Annotated in this window: 23 protein-coding genes and 2 pseudogenes; 12 read left to right on the top strand and 13 right to left on the bottom strand. The window is 60.1% G+C overall.

What is annotated here, in order from left to right:
* Positions 1-131: 131 nt before the first annotated feature.
* Complete coding sequence (locus BPHY_RS25090) at positions 132-545, top strand: cupredoxin domain-containing protein (protein ID WP_041765385.1); 414 nt, start codon at positions 132-134, stop codon at positions 543-545.
* Positions 546-664: 119 nt separating this feature from the next.
* Here BPHY_RS25090 and BPHY_RS25085 read toward each other — a convergent pair whose 3' ends face one another.
* The 3 genes from BPHY_RS25085 to ilvB form a co-directional block, all read right to left on the bottom strand.
* Complete coding sequence (locus tag BPHY_RS25085) at positions 665-1,012, bottom strand: ArsR/SmtB family transcription factor (RefSeq protein WP_012404263.1); 348 nt, start codon at positions 1,010-1,012, stop codon at positions 665-667.
* Positions 999-1,343 carry a 1-deoxy-D-xylulose-5-phosphate synthase N-terminal domain-containing protein gene (locus tag BPHY_RS25080; protein ID WP_012404262.1) on the bottom strand — a complete coding sequence of 115 codons (345 nt, stop codon included), beginning with the start codon at positions 1,341-1,343 and terminating at the stop codon, positions 999-1,001. Before BPHY_RS25080 ends, BPHY_RS25085 begins: the two co-directional genes overlap by 14 nt.
* Positions 1,344-1,548: 205 nt before the next feature.
* Entirely contained in the window at positions 1,549-3,414 is a 1,866-nt protein-coding gene (gene ilvB, locus BPHY_RS25075; RefSeq protein ID WP_012404261.1) for a biosynthetic-type acetolactate synthase large subunit, read from the bottom strand.
* On the opposite strand from ilvB, the gene BPHY_RS41920 reads away from it, so the two are divergent.
* The 3 genes from BPHY_RS41920 to mug all read left to right on the top strand — a co-directional run bounded on the left by BPHY_RS41920 (position 3,332) and on the right by mug (position 5,559).
* Positions 3,332-3,838 carry a hypothetical protein gene (locus tag BPHY_RS41920; protein ID WP_167538875.1) on the top strand — a complete coding sequence of 169 codons (507 nt, stop codon included), beginning with the start codon at positions 3,332-3,334 and terminating at the stop codon, positions 3,836-3,838. The two genes, ilvB and BPHY_RS41920, sit on opposite strands and share 83 nt — an antisense overlap.
* 66 nt (positions 3,839-3,904) lie before the next feature.
* Positions 3,905-4,900, top strand: a complete 996-nt coding sequence (locus tag BPHY_RS25070) for a GlxA family transcriptional regulator (RefSeq protein ID WP_012404259.1) — start codon at positions 3,905-3,907, stop codon at positions 4,898-4,900.
* Between the two features lie 119 nt (positions 4,901-5,019).
* Positions 5,020-5,559, top strand: coding sequence for a G/U mismatch-specific DNA glycosylase (mug, locus tag BPHY_RS25065; protein WP_012404258.1), 540 nt, complete (start codon positions 5,020-5,022; stop codon positions 5,557-5,559).
* 31 nt (positions 5,560-5,590) lie between these two features.
* On the opposite strand, the gene BPHY_RS25060 is transcribed toward mug, so the two are convergent.
* On the bottom strand, positions 5,591-6,553 hold the full coding sequence (locus BPHY_RS25060; protein WP_012404257.1) for a LysR family transcriptional regulator: 963 nt from the start codon (positions 6,551-6,553) through the stop codon (positions 5,591-5,593).
* 294 nt (positions 6,554-6,847) lie between these two features.
* Here BPHY_RS25060 and BPHY_RS25055 point away from each other — a divergent pair, with 294 nt between their 5' ends.
* A complete protein-coding gene (locus BPHY_RS25055) occupies positions 6,848-7,522 on the top strand; it encodes an antibiotic biosynthesis monooxygenase family protein (protein WP_012404256.1) in 675 nt (224 codons plus the stop codon).
* An 89-nt stretch (positions 7,523-7,611) separates the two neighbouring features.
* Positions 7,612-7,803, top strand: coding sequence for a DUF2964 family protein (locus BPHY_RS25050; RefSeq protein WP_041764729.1), 192 nt, complete (start codon positions 7,612-7,614; stop codon positions 7,801-7,803).
* Positions 7,804-7,845: 42 nt separating this feature from the next.
* On the opposite strand, the gene BPHY_RS25045 is transcribed toward BPHY_RS25050, so the two are convergent.
* Positions 7,846-8,130 (bottom strand): copper chaperone, encoded by a 285-nt coding sequence (locus tag BPHY_RS25045; RefSeq protein WP_407671225.1) that lies wholly within the window; start codon positions 8,128-8,130, stop codon positions 7,846-7,848.
* Between the two features lie 495 nt (positions 8,131-8,625).
* Between BPHY_RS25045 and BPHY_RS25040 the strand changes: the two genes are divergently transcribed.
* The 4 genes from BPHY_RS25040 to BPHY_RS25025 all read left to right on the top strand — a co-directional run bounded on the left by BPHY_RS25040 (position 8,626) and on the right by BPHY_RS25025 (position 14,336).
* Positions 8,626-10,233 (top strand): MFS transporter, encoded by a 1,608-nt coding sequence (locus BPHY_RS25040; protein ID WP_012404254.1) that lies wholly within the window; start codon positions 8,626-8,628, stop codon positions 10,231-10,233.
* Between the two features lie 12 nt (positions 10,234-10,245).
* The gene (locus tag BPHY_RS25035; RefSeq protein ID WP_012404253.1) at positions 10,246-11,322 is read left to right on the top strand and encodes an HlyD family secretion protein; all 1,077 of its coding nucleotides are present in this window, start codon (positions 10,246-10,248) and stop codon (positions 11,320-11,322) included.
* Positions 11,319-12,866: an efflux transporter outer membrane subunit gene (locus tag BPHY_RS25030; RefSeq protein WP_012404252.1), complete on the top strand. Its 1,548-nt coding sequence runs from the start codon at positions 11,319-11,321 to the stop codon at positions 12,864-12,866. Before BPHY_RS25035 ends, BPHY_RS25030 begins: the two co-directional genes overlap by 4 nt.
* Before the next feature lie 531 nt (positions 12,867-13,397).
* Positions 13,398-14,336 (top strand): aldo/keto reductase, encoded by a 939-nt coding sequence (locus BPHY_RS25025; RefSeq protein ID WP_012404251.1) that lies wholly within the window; start codon positions 13,398-13,400, stop codon positions 14,334-14,336.
* A gap of 54 nt (positions 14,337-14,390) precedes the next feature.
* Here the strand turns inward: BPHY_RS25025 and BPHY_RS25020 are convergent, their stop codons facing one another.
* Together BPHY_RS25020 and BPHY_RS25015 are read right to left on the bottom strand one after the other, a co-directional pair.
* A complete protein-coding gene (locus BPHY_RS25020; RefSeq protein WP_012404250.1) occupies positions 14,391-14,615 on the bottom strand; it encodes a hypothetical protein in 225 nt (74 codons plus the stop codon).
* A 277-nt stretch (positions 14,616-14,892) separates the two neighbouring features.
* A complete protein-coding gene (locus tag BPHY_RS25015) occupies positions 14,893-15,096 on the bottom strand; it encodes a cold-shock protein (RefSeq protein ID WP_012404249.1) in 204 nt (67 codons plus the stop codon).
* 258 nt (positions 15,097-15,354) lie between these two features.
* Here BPHY_RS25015 and BPHY_RS43315 point away from each other — a divergent pair.
* Positions 15,355-15,417: pseudogene (locus tag BPHY_RS43315) on the top strand (hypothetical protein); the annotation flags it as partial.
* A 20-nt stretch (positions 15,418-15,437) separates the two neighbouring features.
* On the opposite strand, the gene BPHY_RS25010 reads toward BPHY_RS43315, so the two are convergent.
* Genes BPHY_RS25010 through BPHY_RS24990 form a run of 5 tightly spaced genes read right to left on the bottom strand, consistent with a single transcriptional unit; the run spans position 15,438 to position 20,158 of the window.
* Positions 15,438-15,875, bottom strand: coding sequence for a DUF3830 family protein (locus BPHY_RS25010; RefSeq protein WP_012404248.1), 438 nt, complete (start codon positions 15,873-15,875; stop codon positions 15,438-15,440).
* Positions 15,876-15,901: 26 nt separating this feature from the next.
* The gene (locus tag BPHY_RS25005) at positions 15,902-16,654 is read right to left on the bottom strand and encodes an aspartate/glutamate racemase family protein (RefSeq protein ID WP_012404247.1); all 753 of its coding nucleotides are present in this window, start codon (positions 16,652-16,654) and stop codon (positions 15,902-15,904) included.
* A gap of 14 nt (positions 16,655-16,668) precedes the next feature.
* Positions 16,669-18,084, bottom strand: a complete 1,416-nt coding sequence (gene hydA, locus BPHY_RS25000) for a dihydropyrimidinase (protein WP_012404246.1) — start codon at positions 18,082-18,084, stop codon at positions 16,669-16,671.
* A 10-nt stretch (positions 18,085-18,094) separates the two neighbouring features.
* Positions 18,095-18,823 carry a maleate cis-trans isomerase family protein gene (locus BPHY_RS24995; protein ID WP_012404245.1) on the bottom strand — a complete coding sequence of 243 codons (729 nt, stop codon included), beginning with the start codon at positions 18,821-18,823 and terminating at the stop codon, positions 18,095-18,097.
* A gap of 39 nt (positions 18,824-18,862) precedes the next feature.
* Positions 18,863-20,158 (bottom strand): MFS transporter, encoded by a 1,296-nt coding sequence (locus tag BPHY_RS24990; RefSeq protein ID WP_012404244.1) that lies wholly within the window; start codon positions 20,156-20,158, stop codon positions 18,863-18,865.
* 286 nt (positions 20,159-20,444) lie between these two features.
* Between BPHY_RS24990 and BPHY_RS24985 the strand changes: the two genes are divergently transcribed.
* A complete protein-coding gene (locus BPHY_RS24985) occupies positions 20,445-21,083 on the top strand; it encodes a GntR family transcriptional regulator (RefSeq protein ID WP_157686717.1) in 639 nt (212 codons plus the stop codon).
* A gap of 500 nt (positions 21,084-21,583) precedes the next feature.
* Here the strand turns inward: BPHY_RS24985 and BPHY_RS24980 are convergent.
* Positions 21,584-22,453, bottom strand: a pseudogene (locus BPHY_RS24980) (LysR substrate-binding domain-containing protein); the annotation flags it as partial.
* Positions 22,454-23,003 lie beyond the last annotated feature (550 nt).

Raw genomic sequence — 23,003 nt, 5'->3', positions numbered from 1 at the left:
CGCGACGGTCACGATCGACAACGGGCGGAATATTTCAAAGCCCACCCACGTTTCATTACCGAGGTTCGTCCGACGGACGACCGCTCGTCGGCACGTCCAGCAGCAACACCGCCCTTTCGAGGAGAGACATGATGATCGACAGAAGCCATACCGCGTTCGTGCTGGCGATAGCCGCATTTGTTGCGCCGCTCAGCGCTTACGCGGACGAAATGATCCACGTCAAGCTGACGGACAACACAATTCAACTCGATAGCGACACGGCAAAAGCGGGGCGTGTCACTTTCGAGGTGAATAATGCAGCGAACGACAATACCGAACACGAGTTCGTGGTGTTGAAGACAGACGTGGACGATGCGCATCTGCCCGTCCACAAAGGACTCGTTGCCGAAAGCCGGTTCAGTAAGATTGGCGAGGTAGAGGACCTGGCGCAGGGCTCGACAAAACGCCTCTCATTGAAGCTCGCGCCCGGACGCTATGTGTTGATCTGCAACCGGCCCGGGCACTACGCGATGGGCATGCATACGTCGTTCATCGTTGCGCGCTGATAGTCTCATCGCTCAGGTCGGCCATGCGTTTGCGGCGGCGCCCGTTTGCACCCGGCAGCTTGCCGACCGGGGCGCCCGCGCCAGCATGGTCGAAGGGTCGGGTACGTGACGCACGCCGTCTATTTGACGCGAGACATTTCGGCGACCCCGGCAACGTCGGCGCAAAACCATTCGGCCAGTTCACGCATCGCCACGTCGTTACGCGAATAGAACACCCATTGCCCGACCTTTTTCGACCGGATCAAACCGGCATGCTCGAGTTGAGCCAGATGACCGGATACCGTCGATTGCGACAAACCGCTGCGCGCATGCAGCATTCCCGCAGAGACGGCTCGAAACGCCGCATACTCCGGCACCGTAAAGTATTCGTCGGGATCGGCAAGCCATTGCAGCACTTTCCTTCGGAACGGATGCGCCAACGCGCGGATTGCCCTATCGAAGTCGGCTGTCGGGTCAGTTGCGCTCATGTAGAAGCCTGCTTGAGTCGGCGCTTTGAGCGTTCAGTCCACCGGCGGACAGCGCGTCATCGCAATTGATCGCCACGATATACGTTCCGCTATTGAGCAAACCCAACGCCATTCCTATTGCCGCAGAGATTGACGTGCCCGTGTGTGCTGCACCGAACGCATCGTACGGCGTGTCGCCGTAATGAGGCGCGACCGTCGATTCGAACGCGCCCAGGCCCGACATGAAGTGCACTCCCGTCGCCGACACGCCTGCGATCAGAAATCCACGGAGTCCGTCCGCAACACGCTGCCGTGCGTTGGATGGCGAATCAATCGTGTCCCGTAAGCTCATGACGCTCCAATCCTGATTTCAATACGGCGGGCTGGTTCTTTCCGGCACCCGCTTCCGGTCATCATAGTGCGACGACACAACGACAATTGGCCAATGTTCACCGGCTCCGGGTCAAGATTCGAGCGTGCCGACATCCATGCCCGGCTACGATCCGAGTCGCGCCAGACGTCCGCACCCCTTGAATCTCTCGTTTGGATGGTAAGCCCTAGAACATGTCCGAGGCCGCTTGACGCCCTGCCCGCCCACCGCCCGCGCGTTGCTGCGAACGCGACGGTATGAAAGGCCCGGTGATCATATTCGCGAAGCCTTGACCGGGCCCGACCATCGGGTAGACGTCAGCGTTCGGATCGATCATGACTTCGAGGAAGGCCGGACCGTCGAATGCGAGGAACGCTTTCAACTGGCCGTCAAGGTCGCCGATTTCCGCGACGCGGCTTGCAAACGCGAAGCCGTCGGCCCGCGCGGCCATCACAAAGTCCTTGCGATGCAATGTCTTGTCGCTGACGAACAGCCGCCCTTCGTAGAAAAGATGCTGCCACTGCCGGATCATTCCATCGCCGACATTATTGAGCAGCAGCACCTTGACAGGCACGCCATAGGTGCTCGCCGTTTCCAGTTCACCGACATTCATGCGGATACTCCCGTCGCCATCGATGTCGATCACGAGTGCATCGGGTCGCGCGAATTGCGCACCAATCGCCGCAGGCAAGCCGAAACCCATTGTGCCCATGCTGCCCGAGGTCAGAAAGCTTCGCGGCTCGACGAATTCAAAGAACTGTGCCGCCCACATCTGATGCTGACCGACACCCGTGCTGATGATCGCGCGTCCGTCCGTTATTTCGCTGAGCCGTTCGATTACGAGTTGCGGCGGGATCGCTGGGCCGTTCCGGTCGAAATTCATGCCGTATGTCCGCTTGAGTTCCCGCACTTCCTGGATCCAGTCGAATGGCGCTTGCACGCTCGCATCGAACTCAAGCAGCGAGGCGAGCGCGTTTTTTGCATCGCCGATATGCGTCCAGTGCGCACGCTTGACCTTGTTGATCTCCGCTTCATCGATGTCGATGTGCGCGACATGCCGCGCGCGAGGTGCGAAGGCATCAGGCCTTCCGCCCGCGACGCGGTCGTCGAATCGCGCGCCCACTGCGATCAGAAAGTCGCAATCTTCGACCGCGTAGTTCGCACAAGCGGTGCCGTGCATGCCCAGCATGCCAAGCGATAGCTCATGCTTTGCGGGCATCGCCCCGAGCCCCATCAGCGTCGTCACGACAGGCAGTCTGTATCGCTCGGAAAACTGAAGCAGTTCGGCCGCGGCTCCCGCCGCAATCACGCCGCCGCCGACGTATAACAACGGCCGCTCGCTCTGCCCGAGCAGCGCGAAGAATTCAGCACGCTTGTCCGCGCCGAGGTGCGCCCCTTTCGCTACTCGCCGGAGCCGATCGGAATAGCCGCGAAATTCAAGGGTGCCGTGGCCCTGGTAAGTCCCCATCCAGTTCTGGACGTCTTTGGGCACGTCGACGACCACGGGACCGGGACGGCCCGTGCGCGCGACTTCGAACGCGGTGCGCAGCGTTTGCTCGAGCTTCGTCGGATCGGTGACCAGGAATACCTGTTTCGCGCACGCCGACATGATGTTGAAAACGGGCGCTTCCTGAAATGCATCGGTGCCGACGAGCGCACGCGGCACCTGGCCGCATATGAGCACGACAGGAATCGAATCGCCGTTGCAATCCGCAATGGGCGTCACCGCGTTGGTCGCGCCCGGCCCGGACGTCACCATGAATACGCCAACCTTGCCGCTAGCGCGCGCATAACCGGCGGCCATGAAGCCCGCCGCCTGTTCGTTCGCCGGGACCACGAACCTGATCTGACGCTGCGGATCGTTCGCATGCATTTCGTTGAAGCGAAAAACCGCATCGTATGTCGGAAGAATCGCGCCGCCGCTGTATCCGAACAGCGTATCGACGCCCTGTTCGCTGAGCACGCGCAAAATGATGTCGGCGCCCGACATCGGTTCGCGCCCGTTTGCAGGGGCAGAAAGGGTTGCTGAAGCGATGTCTGGATTTTGGGTCATGGTTGTCTCGAATGAAAAACGGGCGCTGCGCGATGTCAGCCACCCAGTTCAAAAGCCAATGCCTCGTCCAACTCGAGAACAACGTATGTTCAGCTCCAGTTTTCGAACGATCGATCTGACGGGTTCGCCGTGCATCGCCGTTCCCGTCCGCACGTTCGTGATTTGCGACTGGAAGAAGAATCGCGAGGGCCTGCATGTTTATTCTGACAAGCGTTGGTCCAACGCGACCGATCAACAGGCACCTTCGCAGGTCAAACTGGAATCGATATCGGCCATCGCTCGATATCTGCCGCACACGATACCCACCTATCTGACTATGCAGATTCTCACATTGCAACATCATGGACTCCCAATCTGCCATTGTGGAAAATGTGAATCTGACATTTTCTGCTTGCGACATAGTGTCGGTGCTTTCTTGCGATAAGCTGAATGAATGCGCGTCACCGGGCTTCATCTCATCGACGTGCCTACTGTTCATGAAGGTCAGGAAATGAAAGTTGCCGTTGTCATCTTCGATGGAGTGCAGGCCCTGGACGTCGCAGGCCCTCTCGACGTCTTCGCGGAAGCGAACACGTTTATTCCCGCGCATCAGCGATATCAAGTCTCTTTTGTAGGCTACGAAGCGGGCACAGTATCGGCCTCCAACGGGATGCAAATCGCCGTGCCGTTCGGCTATCAGGACTTCGACACGCAATGCGATTTGCTGCTGATCGCAGGCGGGCCGCAGTTGCCCGATTTTCAGCCGCCGCGCGCATTTCTCGACTGGCTGACGCGTCAGGCAAACTGCGCCGCCAGATACGGCTCCGTCTGTAATGGCGCGTTCCTCCTCGCCCATGCGGGACTGCTCGACGGCCGCGAAGTGACGACCCACTGGTCCGATGCGGGCCGGTTGGCCGACGACTTCCCTCAAGCATGCGTGCAGCCGGACCGCATATTCATCCGCGACGGCCGCCTGTTCACGTCAGCGGGCGTCACAGCGGGTATCGATCTGTGCCTGTCGCTGGTGGCCGAGGACTGGGGACATGAACTGGCCGTGCGCGTCGCGAAACGGCTTGTTGTCTATATCCAGCGTGAAGGCGGGCAGTCGCAATACAGCCCTTACGTGGGCGTGCGCAGGGATGAAGACCCGATCATTGGCAAGGTGCAACGTTACGTGATGGACCACATCACCGACGTGCTTTCGATCGAGCAACTCGCGAGCGCCGTGTCCGTCAGCCGGCGCACGTTCTCGCGTCTCTTCGCCAAATATGCGAAGGTGACCCCGTCGGCATTCGTCGAACAGGTTCGGGTCGATACGGCGAGAAAGCTGCTCGAAGAAACCGACGCGCCACTGAAGACGGTCGCATTCAAGTGTGGCTTTCACAGCGCCACGCATATGCGGACCACGTTCGCGCGGCGGCTCAACGTGACGCCGAAACAGTATCGGCAGCGCTTTCGTGGTGCGGTACCGGAGCCATCGTTGACGCTCGATGCCGTTAGCGATTGAATAACGCGATTTCGCTTACGCTTGGGCCTGGAAAGAGCGCTTCTGGCACTTCTCCAGGCGTGCCGGCTGCATCACACTCTTTCCGTTTCAACGGGTTGCCATTCAAGGCTCGCATCGCTATGCCTCGCGCCGATACTCCCAACCATCTTCCTGACATCCTTGCGCCGGGTTTATCGGTGGTGTTTTGTGGAATTAACCCGGGGCTCTGCGCTGCGGCGACGGGCCATCATTTCGCGGGCCGCGGAAACCGGTTCTGGCGCACGCTTTACCTGGCCGGGTTCACACCCGAACTGCTACGCGCCGAGGACGACCGTTCGCTATTGCTGCATGCATGCGGCTCGACGGCGGCCGTAGCGCGGCCCACTGCGCGGGCGCAGCACCTGTCGCGGGCGGAAATCCGGACGGCCGCGCCCGAGTTCGAGCGAAAAATTGCGCAGTATGCGCCGCGCTATATTGCCTTCCTCGGCAAGATGGCGGCTTCCGAACTCATCGGTAAGCGCGAAATCGAGTGGGGCCCGCAACCGCAGACCTTCGGCGGCGCGCGAATCTGGGTCTTGCCGAATCCAAGCGGCCTTAACCGCGCGTTCAGTCAGGACGCGCTGGTGTCTGCATATCGCGAACTTCGTCTGGCAGCCGCATCAATGCACGCCGCTGCTTGATCTTTTCGTGCTGATCGCGCACGCCGTCATATCACTCGCACTCCAGCGTGTCTGCGATTGCAGTTACTGCACGCACACTCTTTTGAAGGTCGACGAATTGAAGATGCACGTTTCTGCGCAGCGTTTCCGTGACGAATTCGACGAACGATCGGATCTTCATGCTTGAGCTTTTGCGCTCGACGTGCAGCAGGTTCACCGGTATCGATTCCGGCTCGAATGCGGCGAGAATCCGTTGAAGGCTCCCGCTCAGCAACTCGGGGGCCGCCTGATACGAAAGCAATTGCGTGATTCCCACGCGATCGACGGCCGCCATGACAGCGGCCGACGCGAGGTCGACGATCATGCGAGGACGAATGCGAACGGGCAGCCTTGACCCGTTCTCGCAAAACAGCCATTCAAGCGGATGCGTGACGCCCGTATACGACACGCAGTGGTGCCTGCCGATATCCTTCGGATGGACGGGTTCGCCGTATGCGTCGAGATACGCCGGCGCTGCGTAAGTACGACGGCACACGGAGCCAAGCGGCACCGCGAAGACAGAAGAATCGCCGAGATGACCGATGCGAACCGCAATGTCCACGCCTTCCTCGATAAGGCGCGTGGTGCGATCGACATAGACTACCTTCACACTGACGTCGGGATAACTATTCACGTATGCGTTGATGAGAGGCGCGATAAACCGTTGGCCGAACAGCACCGGCGCCGACACCGTCAACGTCCCCGCAGGCTTGTCTTGCCCGGCGGAAATATTTGCCTCCGCGTCGGTGATCGTATCGAGTACGCTGCGGCACGCATCGAGGTAGAACATTCCCGCATCTGTGGGACGGATAGAACGCGTGGTGCGCGCGATCAACTGCGCGCCCACTCGCGTCTCGAGCGAATGCAGCGCGCGCGAAACCGTCGGAGCCGACATGCCGAGCTTTTCCGACGCACCTGTAAAACTGCCTCGATCAACGATGGCGACAAACACCTCCATCTCGCGAAATTTGTCCATCCTGCTTTCCAACTTCAGTTCGCTCACGCGCGGAAGTGCGTCATTGTAGGTTTGATTCAGCGCGTCGCAACGCGACTCCTTTCCATTGGCCTCAAAAGCGCACCATTTGGCCGGCGAGCGAGCAATGCGCTCTTTCGCGCGCGGAGTGGCGCGATTCAAGCATTGAATGGCCAATAACGCAGCGCGTCTTCACTTCTGAAAATCCGGTTCATCTCCGACAATGAAATCGTTTCCTGAGCCGCAATATTCCGTGGCTGCAGCACCTCAGTATCGAACCCATCGAAGGAATGTGTCATGTTTTCTGCCATGCTAGAAGTGAACCCCATCCCTGAACAGTTCAATGCTTATCTGGGGATGGCCAAGATGCTGCGCCCTGAGCTCGAACAGATCGACGGCTTTGTCGACAATGCCCGCTATGCGAGTCTCACGCGCGAGGGATGGCTCCTTTCGCTATCGAGTTGGCGCGATGAGAAGGCACTGATTCGTTGGCGCACCAACGCGAACCACTTCAAGACCCAGCAGGCCGCACGCGAGCGCGTCTTTTCGGACTATCGCCTGCGTATCGGCGAAACCGTTGCGGATACGCACGTTCCCCAAGGCCATGCATTGCACGAACAGCGGCTTGACGCGACGGAAACAGGCGCAGGCAAAGCCGTCACGCTGCTTGCCGGACATTGGGCACCCGATTGGATCAGGCAGGCCGGCGCCAATTCTGTCGCCGCAGCGCTTGGTCTCGACTTCGGCGCGCCCGGTCTTATCGCGTGGGACGTGTTCGATGCGCTGATGACACCTGGCGATGTGATCGCGGTGGCAACCTGGAGCGATCTCGCCGCCGCCGACGCGTTCGCGCGCCATGCCGCGCTGCCGGATGGCGTGCGTCTGCGGCACATTCGTATCGTGCGTGAGTATGGAATGTTCGATCGTCGCGAAGCGCCGCAGTACTTTGCAGACGCACGGCGTAACGCGTGATCGAGTGAACGAACGCATGCGCCGTCCGCCATTCACAACGAGCGTGAAAGCGGACGGCGCTATCTGATATCTGACACGGGGAGCGAAGTGTGTTGCGGCAACGACTCAGGTTGATTCTTTTGAAACTGGTGGCGTTTATCGGAGTGGGCGGTCCGCTTGCCGCCATCGCCGGATCGCTTTCCGCCCACGACAAATTGATCCGTTATGCCGCGGCTGCCGCTGTGCTCGGTGTGGCGGCTTTCGTGCTGCTACTCAAATCGGTTCATTCGGACGACGCTTGAACGAAGTGGCCGCGCGCAAACGCGGCCGGCCACGTCGATTGCTTATGCTTCAAGAATGCCTACGTTATAGTCTTCGTCATAAAACGCGACGAAGAATTCTTCGGGCATCAACCAGGAATCCACACTCACCGTATTCGTAGTGACATTCACATCGACTTTCGCGTCGCCGTCAACGCTTTTCATTGCACGTTCAATCCTCGAAATATCGTCCGAGTGGATTGCTTCTTTCACCGAGAATTTCATTTTCGCTCGCCCATCAAAATAACGGTTAAACACTTTCCGCACTTTTGCCGAATGCTTCCGACGCGATTTCATTCTATCCGTCACTTCCGTTTCCGTCGATGCAGGGTAGAACAACTATGTGTTTCAGGATTCGGAACGGCTCTTCCGGGCGCATCACGGTGCCGCGAACCAACGCAGCAACAGGCGCAAAACACGCGTGAAGCTCACCTCTTTTATCGCGCGAAAGTTTAGGTCACGCCCGGCAAACCTATGACGTTTGAAGAAAAATGAGCGAATTGAAAAAGACAGTTTCCACCACGACGATCTAAAGTCTCAATGGAAATATCTGGCCAAATTCCTGAATGAATTGGCCTGAAAGACGACACGTATCGGCTTTGAGAAGTTCCATCCGACTTCTAGAATTGATCGCATCATCGCACGGTGGATAGCCTGCGCAGTTCCTGGTGAATTAAGCGGATTAATAACCACGCGGTCATTCGAACCGTTTTACCTGGAACATCTGAGAGCCTTGTCAGCGTTCGTCGCCTGAAGGTCAACCCGGATGCGATGCGCTGTTGAGACTATCTGCCGAGCACCCCTATGACGACTCTCAATCCGCTGACAACTCGAACCGCCGAACCGGTCGGTCCGCCGCCTGCCGCTGCGTCGCCCGCACCGGCGCAGGCCGCCGCACAACCCGCCATGTCGCTTCGCCTCGGCATGGGTCTGGTCGGGATGTTGCTTGCGTCGCTGCTCGCAATCGTCAATGAACAGGTCACGGCGCTCGCCATGACGGACATTCGTGGCGCGCTCTCGATCGGACACGACGACGGAAGCTGGCTCACCGTGCTGTTCGAAGCCGCGAACGTGTCGACGATGATCTTCGCACCGTGGTTCGGCATCACCTTCACGTTGAAGCGCTTCACACTGGCCGCCGTCGCCGCGTCAATGGTGATTGGCTTGCTTTGTCCGCTTGCGCCGAATCTCTCGACGTTTTATGTATTGCGCGTGCTGCAAGGCATTGCGAGCGGCTGCCTGCCGCCGATGCTGATCATCGTGGCCCTACGCTACCTGCCGCCGAAGATCAAGCTATACGGCCTCGCGGGCTATGCGCTCACGGCCACGTTCGGCCCATCGGTTGGGACGCCGCTGGTCGCGCTCTGGACGGAATACGTGAGCTGGAAGATGACGTTTTGGCAAATCGTGCCGTTCGGGCTGTTGAGCTGCGCGGCCATCCAGTACGGCCTGCCGCAAGATGCCCTCAAGCTCGATCGGTTCCGCTCGTTCGACTGGATGGGATTGATCACAGGCGGTCCCGCCGTCGCGATGCTGGTCATCGGGTTGCTGCAGGGCGACCGGCTCGACTGGCTCAATTCGCCGTTTATCTGCGTGATGCTGTTTGGCGGCGTGCTGCTGTTCGTCGTCTTTCTCGTCAACGAATGGTTTCATCCGCTGCCGTTCTTCAAGCTTCAATTGATGTACCGCAGAAATTTCACGCATGGTCTTTCGACGCTCGTGGCCGCGGTGATGTTGCTGGTGGGCGTCGCGGTGATTCCCGCGCAGTTCCTCGCGAGGATTCACACGTATCGCCCGCTGCAGACGGCGCCGCTGTCATTGCTGGTCGCCATTCCGTTGCTGGTTACGCTGCCTCTGACGGCCGCTCTGCTGAACACACGGCGCATCGATTCGCGCTGGGTGATGGCGTCCGGATTGTCGCTCCTCGCGACAACCTGCTTGCTCGGCAGCTACATGACGTCGGAGTGGGTGCGCGAGAACTTCTACTGGCTTCAATCGTTGCAGATCGTCGCGCAGCCGATGGTGATTCTCGCGATCCTGATGGGCGTGACCACCGGTTTGCCGCCCACCGAAGGTCCGTTTGCGTCGGCGATGTTCAATTCGCTGAAGGCATTCACGGGCGTTGCGGCCACTGCTCTCATCGACGGCCTCGGCACCGCTCGCGAACATTTTCATTCGAGCATGCTCGTCGATCATCTCGGCAACAACGCGTTGATCACGAACCAGAGCATCGACGCGATACAGGGCATCGGCCAGCTCGCGCATCGGGTTCATGAACAGGCCGTCGTGCTCACGTCCGCGGATCTTTATCGCGTGATGGCGATGATTGCGATCGCCGCTCTCCTTCTCGTTCCCGTACTGCCCGTGCGCATCTATCCGCCGTGGAGCACGACGCCGCCCTCCCCTCGCTAAACAAAGATTCATATGTCATCTGTCACACGAATTCCCACCAAGCTGATTCGCGTTGCGGTCATTGTCGTCGTGCTGGGCGTCGCAGCCTGGGGCTGCACGAAACTGCTCGCCAATCCGGACACCGAGTCCACCAACGATGCGTACGTGGTCGCCGATTTCACGCTGGTCGCGCCGCGCATTTCAGGCCAGATTTCACAGGTACTCGTCGAGGACAACCAGCAGGTGAAGGCCGGTCAGTTGATGGTGCGCCTCGACGATCGCGATCTGCAGGCGGCTTTGCTGAGTGCTCGAGCGGATGTGGCGGCGGCGAAGGCAGCCGTTGCCAATGATGACGCAGAGATCGCACGGCACCCTTCGCTGGTCGATCAGGCGCGCGCCACCTTGCGTTCGGACGAAGCCTCCATCAGCTTTGCGCGAGCGAATGCGGCACGCTACCAGAACCTGTCCGACGCCGGTGCAGGGACGACGCAGGAGCAGCAGCACGCCGCCAGCGCGCTCGCCGAGCAACTCGCGCAACAGGCCCACGACCGCGCCGCGCTGGCCGCGACGGAGCAGAACCTCGACGTGTTGCGCACCCAGCGCGACAAGGCTGCGGGCGCGCTCGCGCGTGCCGAGGCCGCTCTCGCGCAGGCGAAGCTCAATCTGTCGTACACGGAAATTCATGCACCCGTCGACGGCAAAGTCGGCCGACGCTCGGTGCGCGTCGGTGCATTCGTCACGCCGGGTGCGCCGTTGCTCGCGATCGTGCCGCTGTCTTCCGCGTATGTCGTGGCCAACTTCCAGGAGAACCAGATCACTCATATGCGGCCGGGCGAGAACGTGCGCATCAAGGTCGACAGTTTCCCGGGCGTGGTGATCCGCGGCCATATCGACAGCCTGGCCCCGGCGACGGGCGTGAGCTTCGCACCTATCGCACCCGACAATGCGACGGGCAACTTCACCAAGGTCGTCCAGCGTGTGCCCGTCAAGATCACAATCGACCCGGGTCAGGAAGCGGCGTCGGCGTTGAGCGTGGGCCTGTCGGTGGAAGCGGAAGTGGCAGTGAGCAAGCGCGCCAATGCAACGCTCGCGGGAGCGGATAACAAATGAGCGTGCGCGAGTTCTCCCTACGCATGCCTGCGTTGGCAGCATCGCTTTGCCTTGCGCTGAGCGGCTGTCTGGTGGGCCCCGATTTCGAACGACCAGCGAGTTCGACACCGGACGTCTTCAATCGCACGCAGTCCGCACAGGCACCGAGCAAGGCCGTCGAAGCGGGCTTCAATCCGGACTGGTGGGAACTGTTCAACGATCCCACGCTGAATGCGCTCGAAAAGCAGCTCGCAGATGCCAATCTCGACGTGGCGGCGGCGTCGGCCCGTCTGCGGCAAAGCCGCGCCGAGCAACGCGTGGCGGGCGCGGCCGAATACCCGACGCTGACGGGCGCGGCGTCATATAACCGCGAGCGCGGCAGTGAGAATGGCATCCTGTCGTTGCTCGGCGTCACGCCGACCAGCACGCAGCCGCAATCGGCATCGGGCAGCGCGCCGCTCGGCGTGTCCGCGATGCCGGGTTCGAAGGGCTCGCCCGCTTACGACCTGTATCAGTTCGGCTTCGACGCTTCGTGGGAAATCGACATCTGGGGCCGCGTCCGGCGCAGTGTGGAAGCCGCGTCTGCGTTGACGGACGCGTCCTTCGAAGAGCGCAACGCCGTGCTGCTGTCCGCACGCGCCGAACTCGCACGCGATTACATCCAGTTGCGCGACACACAGGCGCTGCTCCAGATCGCACGGCAGAACCTCGACATCGCACGCGACGCGACGCGCCTCACGCAAACGCGTGCGCATGAAGGCGTGACGACCGATCTGGATGTGGCCAATGCGTCAGCGCAGGCGGCCAATATCGAAAGCCTGATCCCGACACTCGAATCGCGCAGGGCAACGACGATCAATGCAATCGGCGTTCTGCTCGCGAAAGAACCCGGTGCGTTGGGCGACATGCTCGCGGACCCGGGCGATGTTCCCGCGCTGCCCGCCCAGGTGCCGATTGGCTTTCCATCTGAGCTGGTACAGCGGCGGCCCGACATCCGCAAGGCAGAAGCGCAGTTGCACGCCGCGACGGCGGCCATTGGCATGGCGAAGGCCGACTTTTACCCGCGCATCTCGCTCAACGGGAGCGCCGGCTTCCAAAGTCTTCAGCTTTCGAATCTCGCCGATTGGGCGTCCGGTCAGTTTGTTGTCGGTCCGTCCATCACCCTGCCGATCTTCGAAGGAGGACGCCTGAAGGGAACGCTCCAGTTGCGCGAAGCGCAGCAACAGGAAGCCGCGATTGTCTACAAGCGCACCGTGCTTCAGGCATGGCGCGAAGTGGACGATGCGTTGATCGTCTACGACGCCGAACAGCGTCGGCACGAGCGACTGGAAGAGGTCGTCAAGCTGAACCTGCGCGCGCTGTCGATTGCACGTCAGCGATACAAGGCGGGCGCCGTCGATTTCCTCGACGTGCTCAATGTGCAGAAACAGTTGCTCGATGCGCAGAGCAATCTCGAACAAAGCAAGGCCGACGCCGATGCAAACCTCATCACCTTATGCAAGGTACTGGGCGGCGGATGGGAGTCGTATTCCACTGGAGACACCGCGTTGACGCAGCGACGATAGCGCAGCGCCGTTCTTCTTTTTTGCGTTCGTTTTCTTAAGCGCCGTGGAGGTCTCCGCGGCACCTCGTTGGTGGAGAGCACAATGAAGTCATTGATTCGTTCCTTGGTTGTCCTCGCGGCAGTCGCCGCCCCCGCGCTGTCCGTCGCTCAGGAAAGACCCCCTTCTGCCCAAGCCCAGCAGAGTTATGGAATGTCATCCGACTACGGAGGCACCGCCAGCGGGAAAGAGCAAACGGGATCGCAACAACCGCACTCAGAGATAGTCCGTCGCAGCGGCGTCAGCATGTCGAGGGATAGCTGCGCCGGTCCTATTAGCTTTTGCTCGATCTTCTTCGGCAGCTAGTTGCCGCCATCGACGCGACGAGCCGTGGGCACACGCAACGCGCATGCGCTATCCGACGGCGTCGTCGTCTCGACAGGCTGATCTCGAAGTGAAGCAACCGTGTAAACACCGCGAGCGCAGTCAGTTGCAATGAAACCGCGAGCGAATCGTCCTAAGATGTCAACGCGCGGTGCACGTGGAGGGTTCGCCATGACCGGTTCGAATGATTTCCGCAGCGGGATGTACACGCTGCGTGACGGCGCGCAGATGCCCGTCATTGGTTTCGGTACGCTGATCACCGATCCGGCGACGACCGTGACCGCCACACGCGATGCGATCGAAGCCGGCTACCGGCATTTCGATTGCGCCGAGCGATATCGCAACGAGCGAGAAGTGGGCGGCGCGCTTAAGGCGGGACTGGCAGCAGGCGGGATCGCACGCGACGCAATCTTCGTGACGACCAAGCTGTGGAATTCGAACCATCGGCCCGAGCGCGTCGGCCCCGCTCTGGCTGCGAGTCTTGAACGGCTTGGCCTCGATTACCTGGACCTCTATCTTGTTCACACGCCATTTGCGTTTCAGGCAGGCGACGAACAGGACCCGCGCGATGCAGACGGCAATGTGATTTACGACGAAGGCGTGACGCTGCTCGACACATGGCGCGCGATGGAGGAACTCGTAGACAGCGGACGGTGCCGCGCAATCGGGCTGTCCGACATCACGCTAGCCGAACTGCAGCCCTTGTACGAATCGGCAAGAATCAAGCCCGCGGCCATTCAGGTCGAGGCGCATCCGTACCTGCCGGAAACCGGGCTGTTAGCGTATTGCGCTCAGAACGGCGTCGTATTCACCGCATTCGCGCCGCTCGGACATGGAATCAGGCCAGGGCCGATCGAAGATCCCGTCGTCGCTCGTGTTGCCGCGCGGGTGGGTAAAACGCCGGCGCAAGTGCTGCTTGCGTGGGCGGTGCAGCGCGGCACAGCCGTGCTGACAACACCCAAGACGGCGGCGCGTGCGCGCGAGAATCTGGACATCTCGGCGCTGCCCTCCGATGCCTTCGCCGAGATCAACGCGATCGAGATTCGGCAGCGGTTCAACGAAGTCGTGAAGACAGGCAGTCCGGGATTTATTCCACCGTCAACCGCATGAGGCTAGAGGTGGACGAGCAGCACATCCGCGAATCGCTGACTGTCGGTGTCGCCCTTAACCGCGGGTGTCGACCCAGTTGCGCGCCCAACGTGTCGAGTGCTGCAGCGCCTGCTCTTCGCTCGTGAAGTAATCGAGCGAATAAAAGCGGTACCGGCGATCACCGTGCGCGTTATCAGTACGTTCGAGCAGCAGATTGGATGAAAAACTGCCGTCGGGCAAACGATGCGCCGAGGGTTGAACGGCATAGCCGTTGTAATGCTGAATGTATTCGTTTTCCATTGTAATTTTAATGGTGTTGGAGTGCGCGAATGTCGCGCGGAATGTGCGTGCCGATCTGACGCCGCAGGAAACTACGGCGAAGCAGTTGGAGCACGAAAAAGTGCGTTGACGCTATCTGGCAGACCAGCACGCAACGTGCGTAGTGGCGATGACGACTGGCAGGCGGCTGAACAGACAGATTTCCGATCAGAACGCTCGTACCAGTGAGGAGGCAAAGCTCCGCGAGATGTCGTGGTGGCCCGACGTCCATCGACGGCGCCGGGCGCTTCAGGCAACGTTACAGCGGCTTGATATTCGCCGCTTGCAGACCCTTCGGCCCCTTCTTGATTTCGAAACTCACCTTCTGGTTTTCAGCAAGGGTCTTGAAGCCTTCGCCCGTAATTTCCGAAAAATGCGCGAACAGGTCGTCGCCGCCCTTGTCCGGTGTGATGAAGCCAAAGCCTTTGCTGTCGTTGAACCACTTAACGATACCGGTTTCCATGAAGAATCCTTGAACAAAAAAACAGAGATGTGCCCAGTCAACGAGCGAGTGAAGCGTCAAGGAGGGAGAGGACAACGAATATCGCTGAGTAGCGAACAATTGATGAACAGCAATCGAACTTCTTGAACTTCAAACGGTAGCCTAACCGCCGCACATCGGCAGCGTCAATCGTTATCTTGTAACTGTTTCAGCAGGCTCCCGCAGCCGACACATTCCCTAGCGAGAACTCTACGCCTGGTGAGATGATCGAGGACGCTTCTGCGATACGGGCTCGATAGGACATCCGAGCACACGCTCGAAGAGGCCGGCGAGCAGTTCGAGGTGTCGCGCGAGCGAATCCGTCACCTCGAAGGCAAGGCTTGCGCGTTCAACAACGAAAACGTAATGTCTTGTGCGCCTTCCCATAGAACAAGTTTGCCGAATGCTTCGAGGTGCTCGTGACCTTCCGTCAACGTGAAGAAATGGTTGCCCGCCAGTTGGCCCATTTTGCTTGCAAAGATCGAGCTGCCATAGACGAACAGGAGTTCCGTCTCGCTGAAGCCTCCCGGATAGAAAAGGACATCCCCGCGTGACGCGTGGCTGGTGTGGTTTTCAAAAGGTAATCCGGTATCGAAGTCGCCTAGCGGAATCCACACAGCCTCGCCGCTCCAGCGAGAATGAATAACCTTGTTTTTGAATGGCAGCAGTTGGAGAAAGCGTTGGCAGGTGCGCGGTGCCTTCTGTTCTTCGAGTTGACCCACAAAGCGAAAGGGTCCGGCGTCTACGAGAATCCTTTTCATGTCATCCCCACGTGATGATTGATCGGCTACTCCGCCTGACTACGGCACATCAGCCTTTCAAGCGATTCGGGCAGGCCGCGGTTCGGCTTGACGGGCGGCTGGGCGAAGCTCCCTTGCGTCGCTTTTCCGGGACTCAGACGGATAAGCCCCTCAAGCTGGGTGATCGCACTCGATACGCCATCGACCACGGGTACCGGCAGTTCGTTACGGATCTCACGTGCGAGCCCTGCGAGGGGTGCGCCAGCGATGATGATGACGTCGGCCCCGTCGACCTCGACCACCTCGTTGCACAATGCCTTCAGTCGTCCAGCATAGTCCTGCTGTACGCTGCCAATGTCGCGCAAAGGTTCGTCAAGCGCGCGAATGCTGGCCAGCCGGCTCGCCAGATGACTACGTTCGACCGTCTCCCGGTACCAGGCCTTGATCCGCGACGAGATCGCAACAATCGAGAAGCGCTGCCCGAGCATCGCCGCAGTGACGAGCGAGGACTCGGTCAAGCCGACGACGGGCACGTCGATGAGTTCCTTGATACCCTGTAAGCCCGGATCGCCGAATGCAGCGATCACGACACCATCATAGGTGCCATGGCGTTCCGCCGCCACGCATGCGCTCGCGTACGCACCGACCAGTGCCTCGAAGCGTGTCTCGATGTACGCAACGCCGAACGGTGCCGTGGCTATCGCGATCTCGGTCCCGGTTGAAGCGCTGCGCTGCGCCTCTGCCTGAATTAGCGTGGAGACGCTTTCGGAAATGTTGGGGTTGATGACCAGGATCTTCATGCAGCTCTCCGATATCAGAGGTCGATGTACTGTGGCTTGCCAGCAGCGAGAAAGCGGCCCCGGCCCGCTTCTGGCTCGAGATACCGGCCACTCTCGACCAACACTTCGCCGCGTGACACACAATGCGTCGGCCAACCCTGGACAGTTCGGCCTTCGTACGGCGTGTAGTCGACGTTGTGGTGCAGTTCGTCGTTCGTGATGGCAACTTGCCTGTGTGGGTCCCACAGCACGATGTCGGCGTCTGCGCCGACCGCGATCGTCCCCTTGCGGGGATAAAGGCCGTACAGCTTCGCGGGGTTCAGTGACGTCAGTTCCACGAATTTATGCAGCGACAGCTTGCCGCGGCTCACGCCATCGAACAGGAGCGCCAGCCGGGTTTCGATGCCTGGGATACCGTTCGGAATATGTTCAAAAGAGACTTCTTTGCCGCCGGGCTTCTTGCCCTGCGGGTCGTCGAATGAGAACGGCGCGTGGTCGGACGAGAACACGCTGAAGACGCCGCGCTTTAGCGCGCTCCACACAGCCTTCTGGCTGAACGTGTCGCGCGGTGGCGGACTGCAAACGCACTTCGCGCCGTGATAGCCGTCCTCATGCCCGAGGTCTTCGGCCGTCAGATACAGGTACTGCGGACAAGTTTCCGCGTAGATGTTCAGGCCGCGTTGCTGCGCCCATTCGATCTGCTCGATTGCATCCTGGCCCGATACATGGACGATCAGGATCGGCACATCGACGAGTTCGGAGAAGGCAATCGCACGATGGGTCGCCTCTCGCTCGACCACGGCCGGGCGCGACAGCGCGTGATACATGGGCGCGTACTTTCCGGCCTCCGTAAGCTTGTCGGTCAGCCACGCGATGCAGTCGGAGTTCTCTGCATGCACCATGACGAGCGCCTGGTTGCGGCGCGCAACGTCCATCACCTCGAGGATCTCGCGGTCGCTGAGCTTGAGATCGTCGTAGGTCATGTAGACCTTGAAAGACGTGTAGCCAGCCGCGATCAGTTCGGGCAACTCGCGTTCGAGCACCTCGGGCGTCGGATCCGAGACGATCAGGTGGAATGCGTAGTCCGTGACCGCGCGGCCGTCGGCGCGGCGGTGGTAGTCGGCCACCGCGGCTTTGAGGGATTGCCCTTTTGCCTGTGCGGCAAACGGGATCACCGTCGTCGTGCCGCCGCACACCGCGGCGCGTGTGCCACTCAGGAAGTCGTCCGCCATCTTGAGCCCGTCAGGCAAGGGCTGATCGAGGTGGCAATGTGCGTCGATGCCGCCGGGCAACGTTAGCAGGCCCGTAGCGTCGATCTCGCGCGTGCCTGCGTCAAGATCGCGGCCCAGCGCAACGACGATGCCGTCCTTCACGCCGATATCACAGTTAAAGCGCTCGGACGCGGTCACCACGTCGGCATTGCGGATCACCAGGTCGTACACGATTGTCATGGCAGCTCTCTCAGGCAACTTCGGCAAACAGGCGACCCCAACCCGCGAGCCGGGTCGTATCGTAGCCGGCGAGCTTCAGCGACTTCCACACCACGGTGGAGATCGTATCGTAGAGCGGGATGCCGTGATGCCGCTCCACTTCTGAAGCCAGATGCGCCGCATGCAGGTTCGTGCAGAAGGTGACGATCGCCTCCGGCCTTTCCTTCACGACTTCGCGAATCTGGGCGCGCAGCGTGTCTTCGGTGACCTCGGAAAACTGGAAGTTCACCTTCAGCCCCAGATGGTTTTCGGACGAGCAGTCGATACCGCTCTCGCGGTAATTGGCGACGATCTTCTGCTGGACCTCTTTGAGGTACGGCGTGACCAGACCGAATTTCTTCACACGGGTCTTGTCCAGGATTTCGTTCAGTGCCAGCACCGACGTAGTGGCGGGGATGCCGGTCGCGTTCTCGATCTCGCGGCACAGGCGGCGGTCGGTCTCGAAACCGAGCCAGCCCGATGACGTGCCGTTCCACGCGATCACATCGACCTTGGCGTCGGCCAGCAGCTTCGCTGCCTGAATGATGTTAGTCGTGTCGAATTGGCCGAGAGCACGGTCGGACAGCGAGATTTCCGTGACTGTAAATCGGGAGAAATGGGCGCTGACACCGGGCAATTGGGCCACCATCGCACTCGTGATCGGTTCGAGTGCGGTGTTGGACGACGGGGTAAGCATGCCGAGCAGGACGCGTTTGCTCATAATGAAGTCAGCAATCTATTGTTAAAGGGTGGTGAAAGTTCAGACGGGCAGCTTGCGTTCATAGTCGATCAGCGTCGAACAGACGAACAGGCCTACGCCTGCAGCAGCGAAAAACATCAGGGCCAGAAAATATGAGCCGGTGGTCTGCACGATCAGCCCAACGATAATCGGAACGAGAACGCCGCCGATATTGCCGCCCAGGTTCATCAGACCGCCGAGAAAGCCGATCTTGTTACGTGTGCCGAGGATGGAAGGCAGGCACCAGTACAGACCACACCAGCGCAGGAAGAACAACGTGGAAGCAAGCAGTACTACCACCGTCACCGGGTTGCCGACATAGGCGACCGAGAAGATCGACGCTGTGGCCGCCACGGCGGCGATCCCGAACAGCGTGCGCATCACGCGATTAGGCGAGCCGCCCGCGGCCTTCCACTTGTCGGCGATCCATCCGCCCGCCAGTTCGCCCACGAACCCGCTGAAGAAAATCGCGAAGCTGGCGCCGCCCATCTGCTGGATATTGAAGCCGTGTACCTTGTTCAGATAGTTCGGCATCCAGGTGAGCAAGCCGTAGAACACCGAGTTGAAGCACATCCAGCCGAAGAACATGCCCCACACCGAGCGATAGCGGAAAAAGTCCAGACTGCGGCCGCTGGCATCGACGGGCTCGCTGCGATGTTCTTCCTGCAGGGCCGCTTCGAGATAATCTGCTTCGGCGTGGTTCACGGCCGGATGCTCGCGCGGGTTGTTGCGAATGTAGTACCAGGCAAACAGGCCGGCCAGCATGGTGCCCGCACCCGCCACGACGAAAGAGGTGCGCCAGGATCCGAACTCGCTGATCAACCCCGAGATGATCACTGCACCGAATGCCGCCCCCAGCGGGGCGCCGCCGTCAAGCAGCGTCGCCCCGCGGCCGCGTTCATGCCGCGTCATCCACATCGCGTTGAGCTTGCCGCCCGCCGGGTAGATCGGCGCCTCTGCAGCGCCCAGACCCAGACGGGTGAGAATCAGCGCAGTGGCCGTCGTGCAGACTGCGGCAATGCCCTGGAAAAAGCCCCAAAACAGCGTGGCGCACGCGATCACGATGCGCGGCTTGAAACGGTCAGCGAGCATACCGCCCGGAATCTGCATGAGTGCATAGGTCCAGAAGAACGAGCTGAGAATCAGCCCCTGCATGGCAGGTGCGATGTGGAACTCCTTTGCTATCAGGGGCATCGCCACGGACAGCGAGGCCCGGTCTATGTAGTTGATCGAGATCAGCATCAGCATGATCAGAAAGATTCGCCAGCGTACGCCGGTCCGGACCTCGGCCTGCACGGCCGCATTTACGGTTCGCATCTAATGTCTCCTCCGTTCGCCTGATGACGGCCTTCGGGTTTCATGTCTGGGAAGGGAGCGCTTCCGCCCCAGTGCGCTGCATGCGCCAACGCAGTATATGATGCCTAATTATGAATTACAAGCGCTATAGTTCGTTGATTTTTATCGTTTTTTATTTTTGTAGATAGTCAGACAAACCTGTAAGACAATTAAGCAAAGGCGGAAGACACAAACGGAAACAGGCGACATGGACATGAAGTCACTACCGGCGGAAACACGCAAGCGGATCAGCCTGCGCGGCACGGGTATGTACGCGGCCATCGCGGAGCGATTGCGCGAGATGATTCTCGAAGGTGAATTGCCGCCGGGCACGCATATCGACGAAAAAGCACTGTGCGAACAGTTCGACATTTCAAGAACGCCTTTGCGCGAGGCGCTCAAAACGCTGGTGACCGAGGGGCACGTGACCCACCGGCAGCACATGGGTTTTCAGGTTGCGCCGATCAACAGGGACGAGATTGCCGCCATCTTCGAAGTGCTGCATGGACTGGAGGAAACGGCTGGAAGGCTTGCCGCGACGCGCATCGACGATAAGCAGATGAAGGCGCTGCTGGAGCGTCATCGCACCATGGAGGCGTATCACCGCGAGGGCAAACGGACGGCCTACTACCGCGCCAATCAGAAGGTCCATCAGCACATCGTTGATGTTGCCGGCAATCCCGTGCTCTCCGACCTGTACTCATCGTTGATGAGCAAGATCCATCGCGCGCGAGGCGCGGCCAATGCGGATGTGCTGCGCTGGGCCGAGTCTCTAGGCGAACACAGCGAGATACTGGAGGCACTGGCAAAGCGCGATGGAGCATGTCTCGCCCGGTTGCTGCGCGAACACTCGGAGCACACGGCAGCAGAAGTGATGAAAGTGCTGGATGCCACGAGTGGGAAGTAGCGGCTGTTCCAGCGGTCGGTATGCAGCACGACATGCCATCTTCCGTCGATGCGGTCAATGTCATAAGTGTTAGCGGTCTCGCTACCGCCAATCTGCTTCGCCTTGGAGAAGAATGCCGAACCGCTCATATTCGGAGACGACGGAATCGGTACAGCAAGACGAACTATCACTCATGGCGTCGCAGTCAGCACCTTAAACATGAGACAACCATGAGGATACTCACTCGATCGTCCGATTGATTTCGACCGTCGCTTCCTTGCCACTGGAAGCACAGAGCCTCCGGCGCGGATGCTGAGATTCCTTGACGGTTGAGTGCCGTGACAGGTCCGCTTTGATTCGCGGCGATTTGCATACGGCCGACGGGTGGCTGCGTGGGCGGCGGTACTGCTCCGGAGAATTCTGGTGATCTTGCTGGTCGGCCCGGGTTCGGCAACAAACGGCCGTTGACTTTGCTCGTCGTGATGTCGCTCGAGCGGCCGCTGCTGATCGGCGGAGTCAGGCGTGAGCAGCCATCGGCGGAAAATCTTCAGCGCATCTGATTGCGGACGCCCCGTCGGCCATGCGAAGTAGTAGGTGTGATGCCCGCGATCGAGCTCGAATGAAAACGGTGCGACCAGCAGCCCGCTTTCCAGTTCGCCACGCACCAGCGCCTTCTGCGCGATTGCGACACCGTGCCCTTCTATGGCCGCCTGATAGGCGAGCAGCGACGTTTCGTAGCGCATCTCACGGCGTCGCCCGTTCAATGGAAGTCCCGCTGCCTTCAGCCACAATGTCCAGTCTTCCGGGCGCGCGAGCGTGTGCAGAAGCGTTTCGCCATGCAGCTGCGAGCGGGCCTTGACCTGTCTGGAAGGCGCCGCGACCGGCACCAGCTCGTTCGCGATCAGACGCTGCACCCGCAGGCCGGGCCATTTGCCGTCGCCCAACTGGATGCCTCCGTCGATGTCTTCACGCGCGAAATTCAGCGGAGCCGACGATGTCGTCAGCTGAACGTCGATATTTTCGTGCAGTCTATGAAAGCTTGCGAGACGCGGAATCAGCCAGCGCACCGCAAAGGTCGCAGGAGAGCGGATCTTGAGTACGCGGGTGCGTCGCTCGGGCGAGCGCAGGCTGTCAGTGGCTGTCCGCAGCGATGCGAAAAGCGGCATCAGTTCCGCGAGATACCGCGCTCCCGCCGACGTCAGCTCGAGCCGCCCCTTCACTCGCTCGAACAGATCGACGCCAAGGTAGGCTTCGAGCGTGCGTACCTGCCGGCTAACGGCGGCAGGCGTGACCGCCAACTCGTCAGCAGCCTTAGAGATGCTCAACAAGCGTCCCGTCGCCTCAAATGCCCGTGTGGGATTCAGCGGAGGAAGCAGCGCACGACGTTCCATAGTCTGTCCGTTAGAAGCATATTCGGATTGTGGCGCGAAATGCCCGAGGGAAGGTCCGGGATAGTGCCACAACCCGGATAATGGAACACGGATGAACGACACTGGAGCAAAAGGCGTTTGAACAGCGCGCAAATCGCGCTCAAATGACGTTTTTGGTCAAGGGCGATGTACCACTGGCAGCCGCTTACGACCCCATTGTCGACGCTGGCCTGCTTGGCCATCGTGTGGCAGAAATCGAAGCAGACCTGACGCTCGAGTACGGGCTTCGTTGGCGGGCTTCGTTGGCGGGCTTCGTCCGATGAGCGAGCGGCAGCAGCCGGCCGAGATGGATGGACATGAAGCGATCAAGGGGCCACAACCGCTGAATCCACCGGACTTGCAGTTAGCCCAGTGGCTCCTGGCTTCGTCAATGTCAGCGCGCGCTGAGTCTGCAACTGCTTTCCGCAAAAAAACAGCTCATACCGCACCCTCGTAATAAAAATATTTTCAACACGAGGCTCCCTCGTGTAACCGGCACTGCCTATTGAACGAACTCACTTGGACCCGCCAA

The organism is Paraburkholderia phymatum STM815, from assembly GCF_000020045.1.
Lineage (GTDB): Bacteria > Pseudomonadota > Gammaproteobacteria > Burkholderiales > Burkholderiaceae > Paraburkholderia > Paraburkholderia phymatum.
Note: the sequence above shows the minus strand (reverse complement) of the source record. Positions and strands in the feature narration are given on the sequence as shown.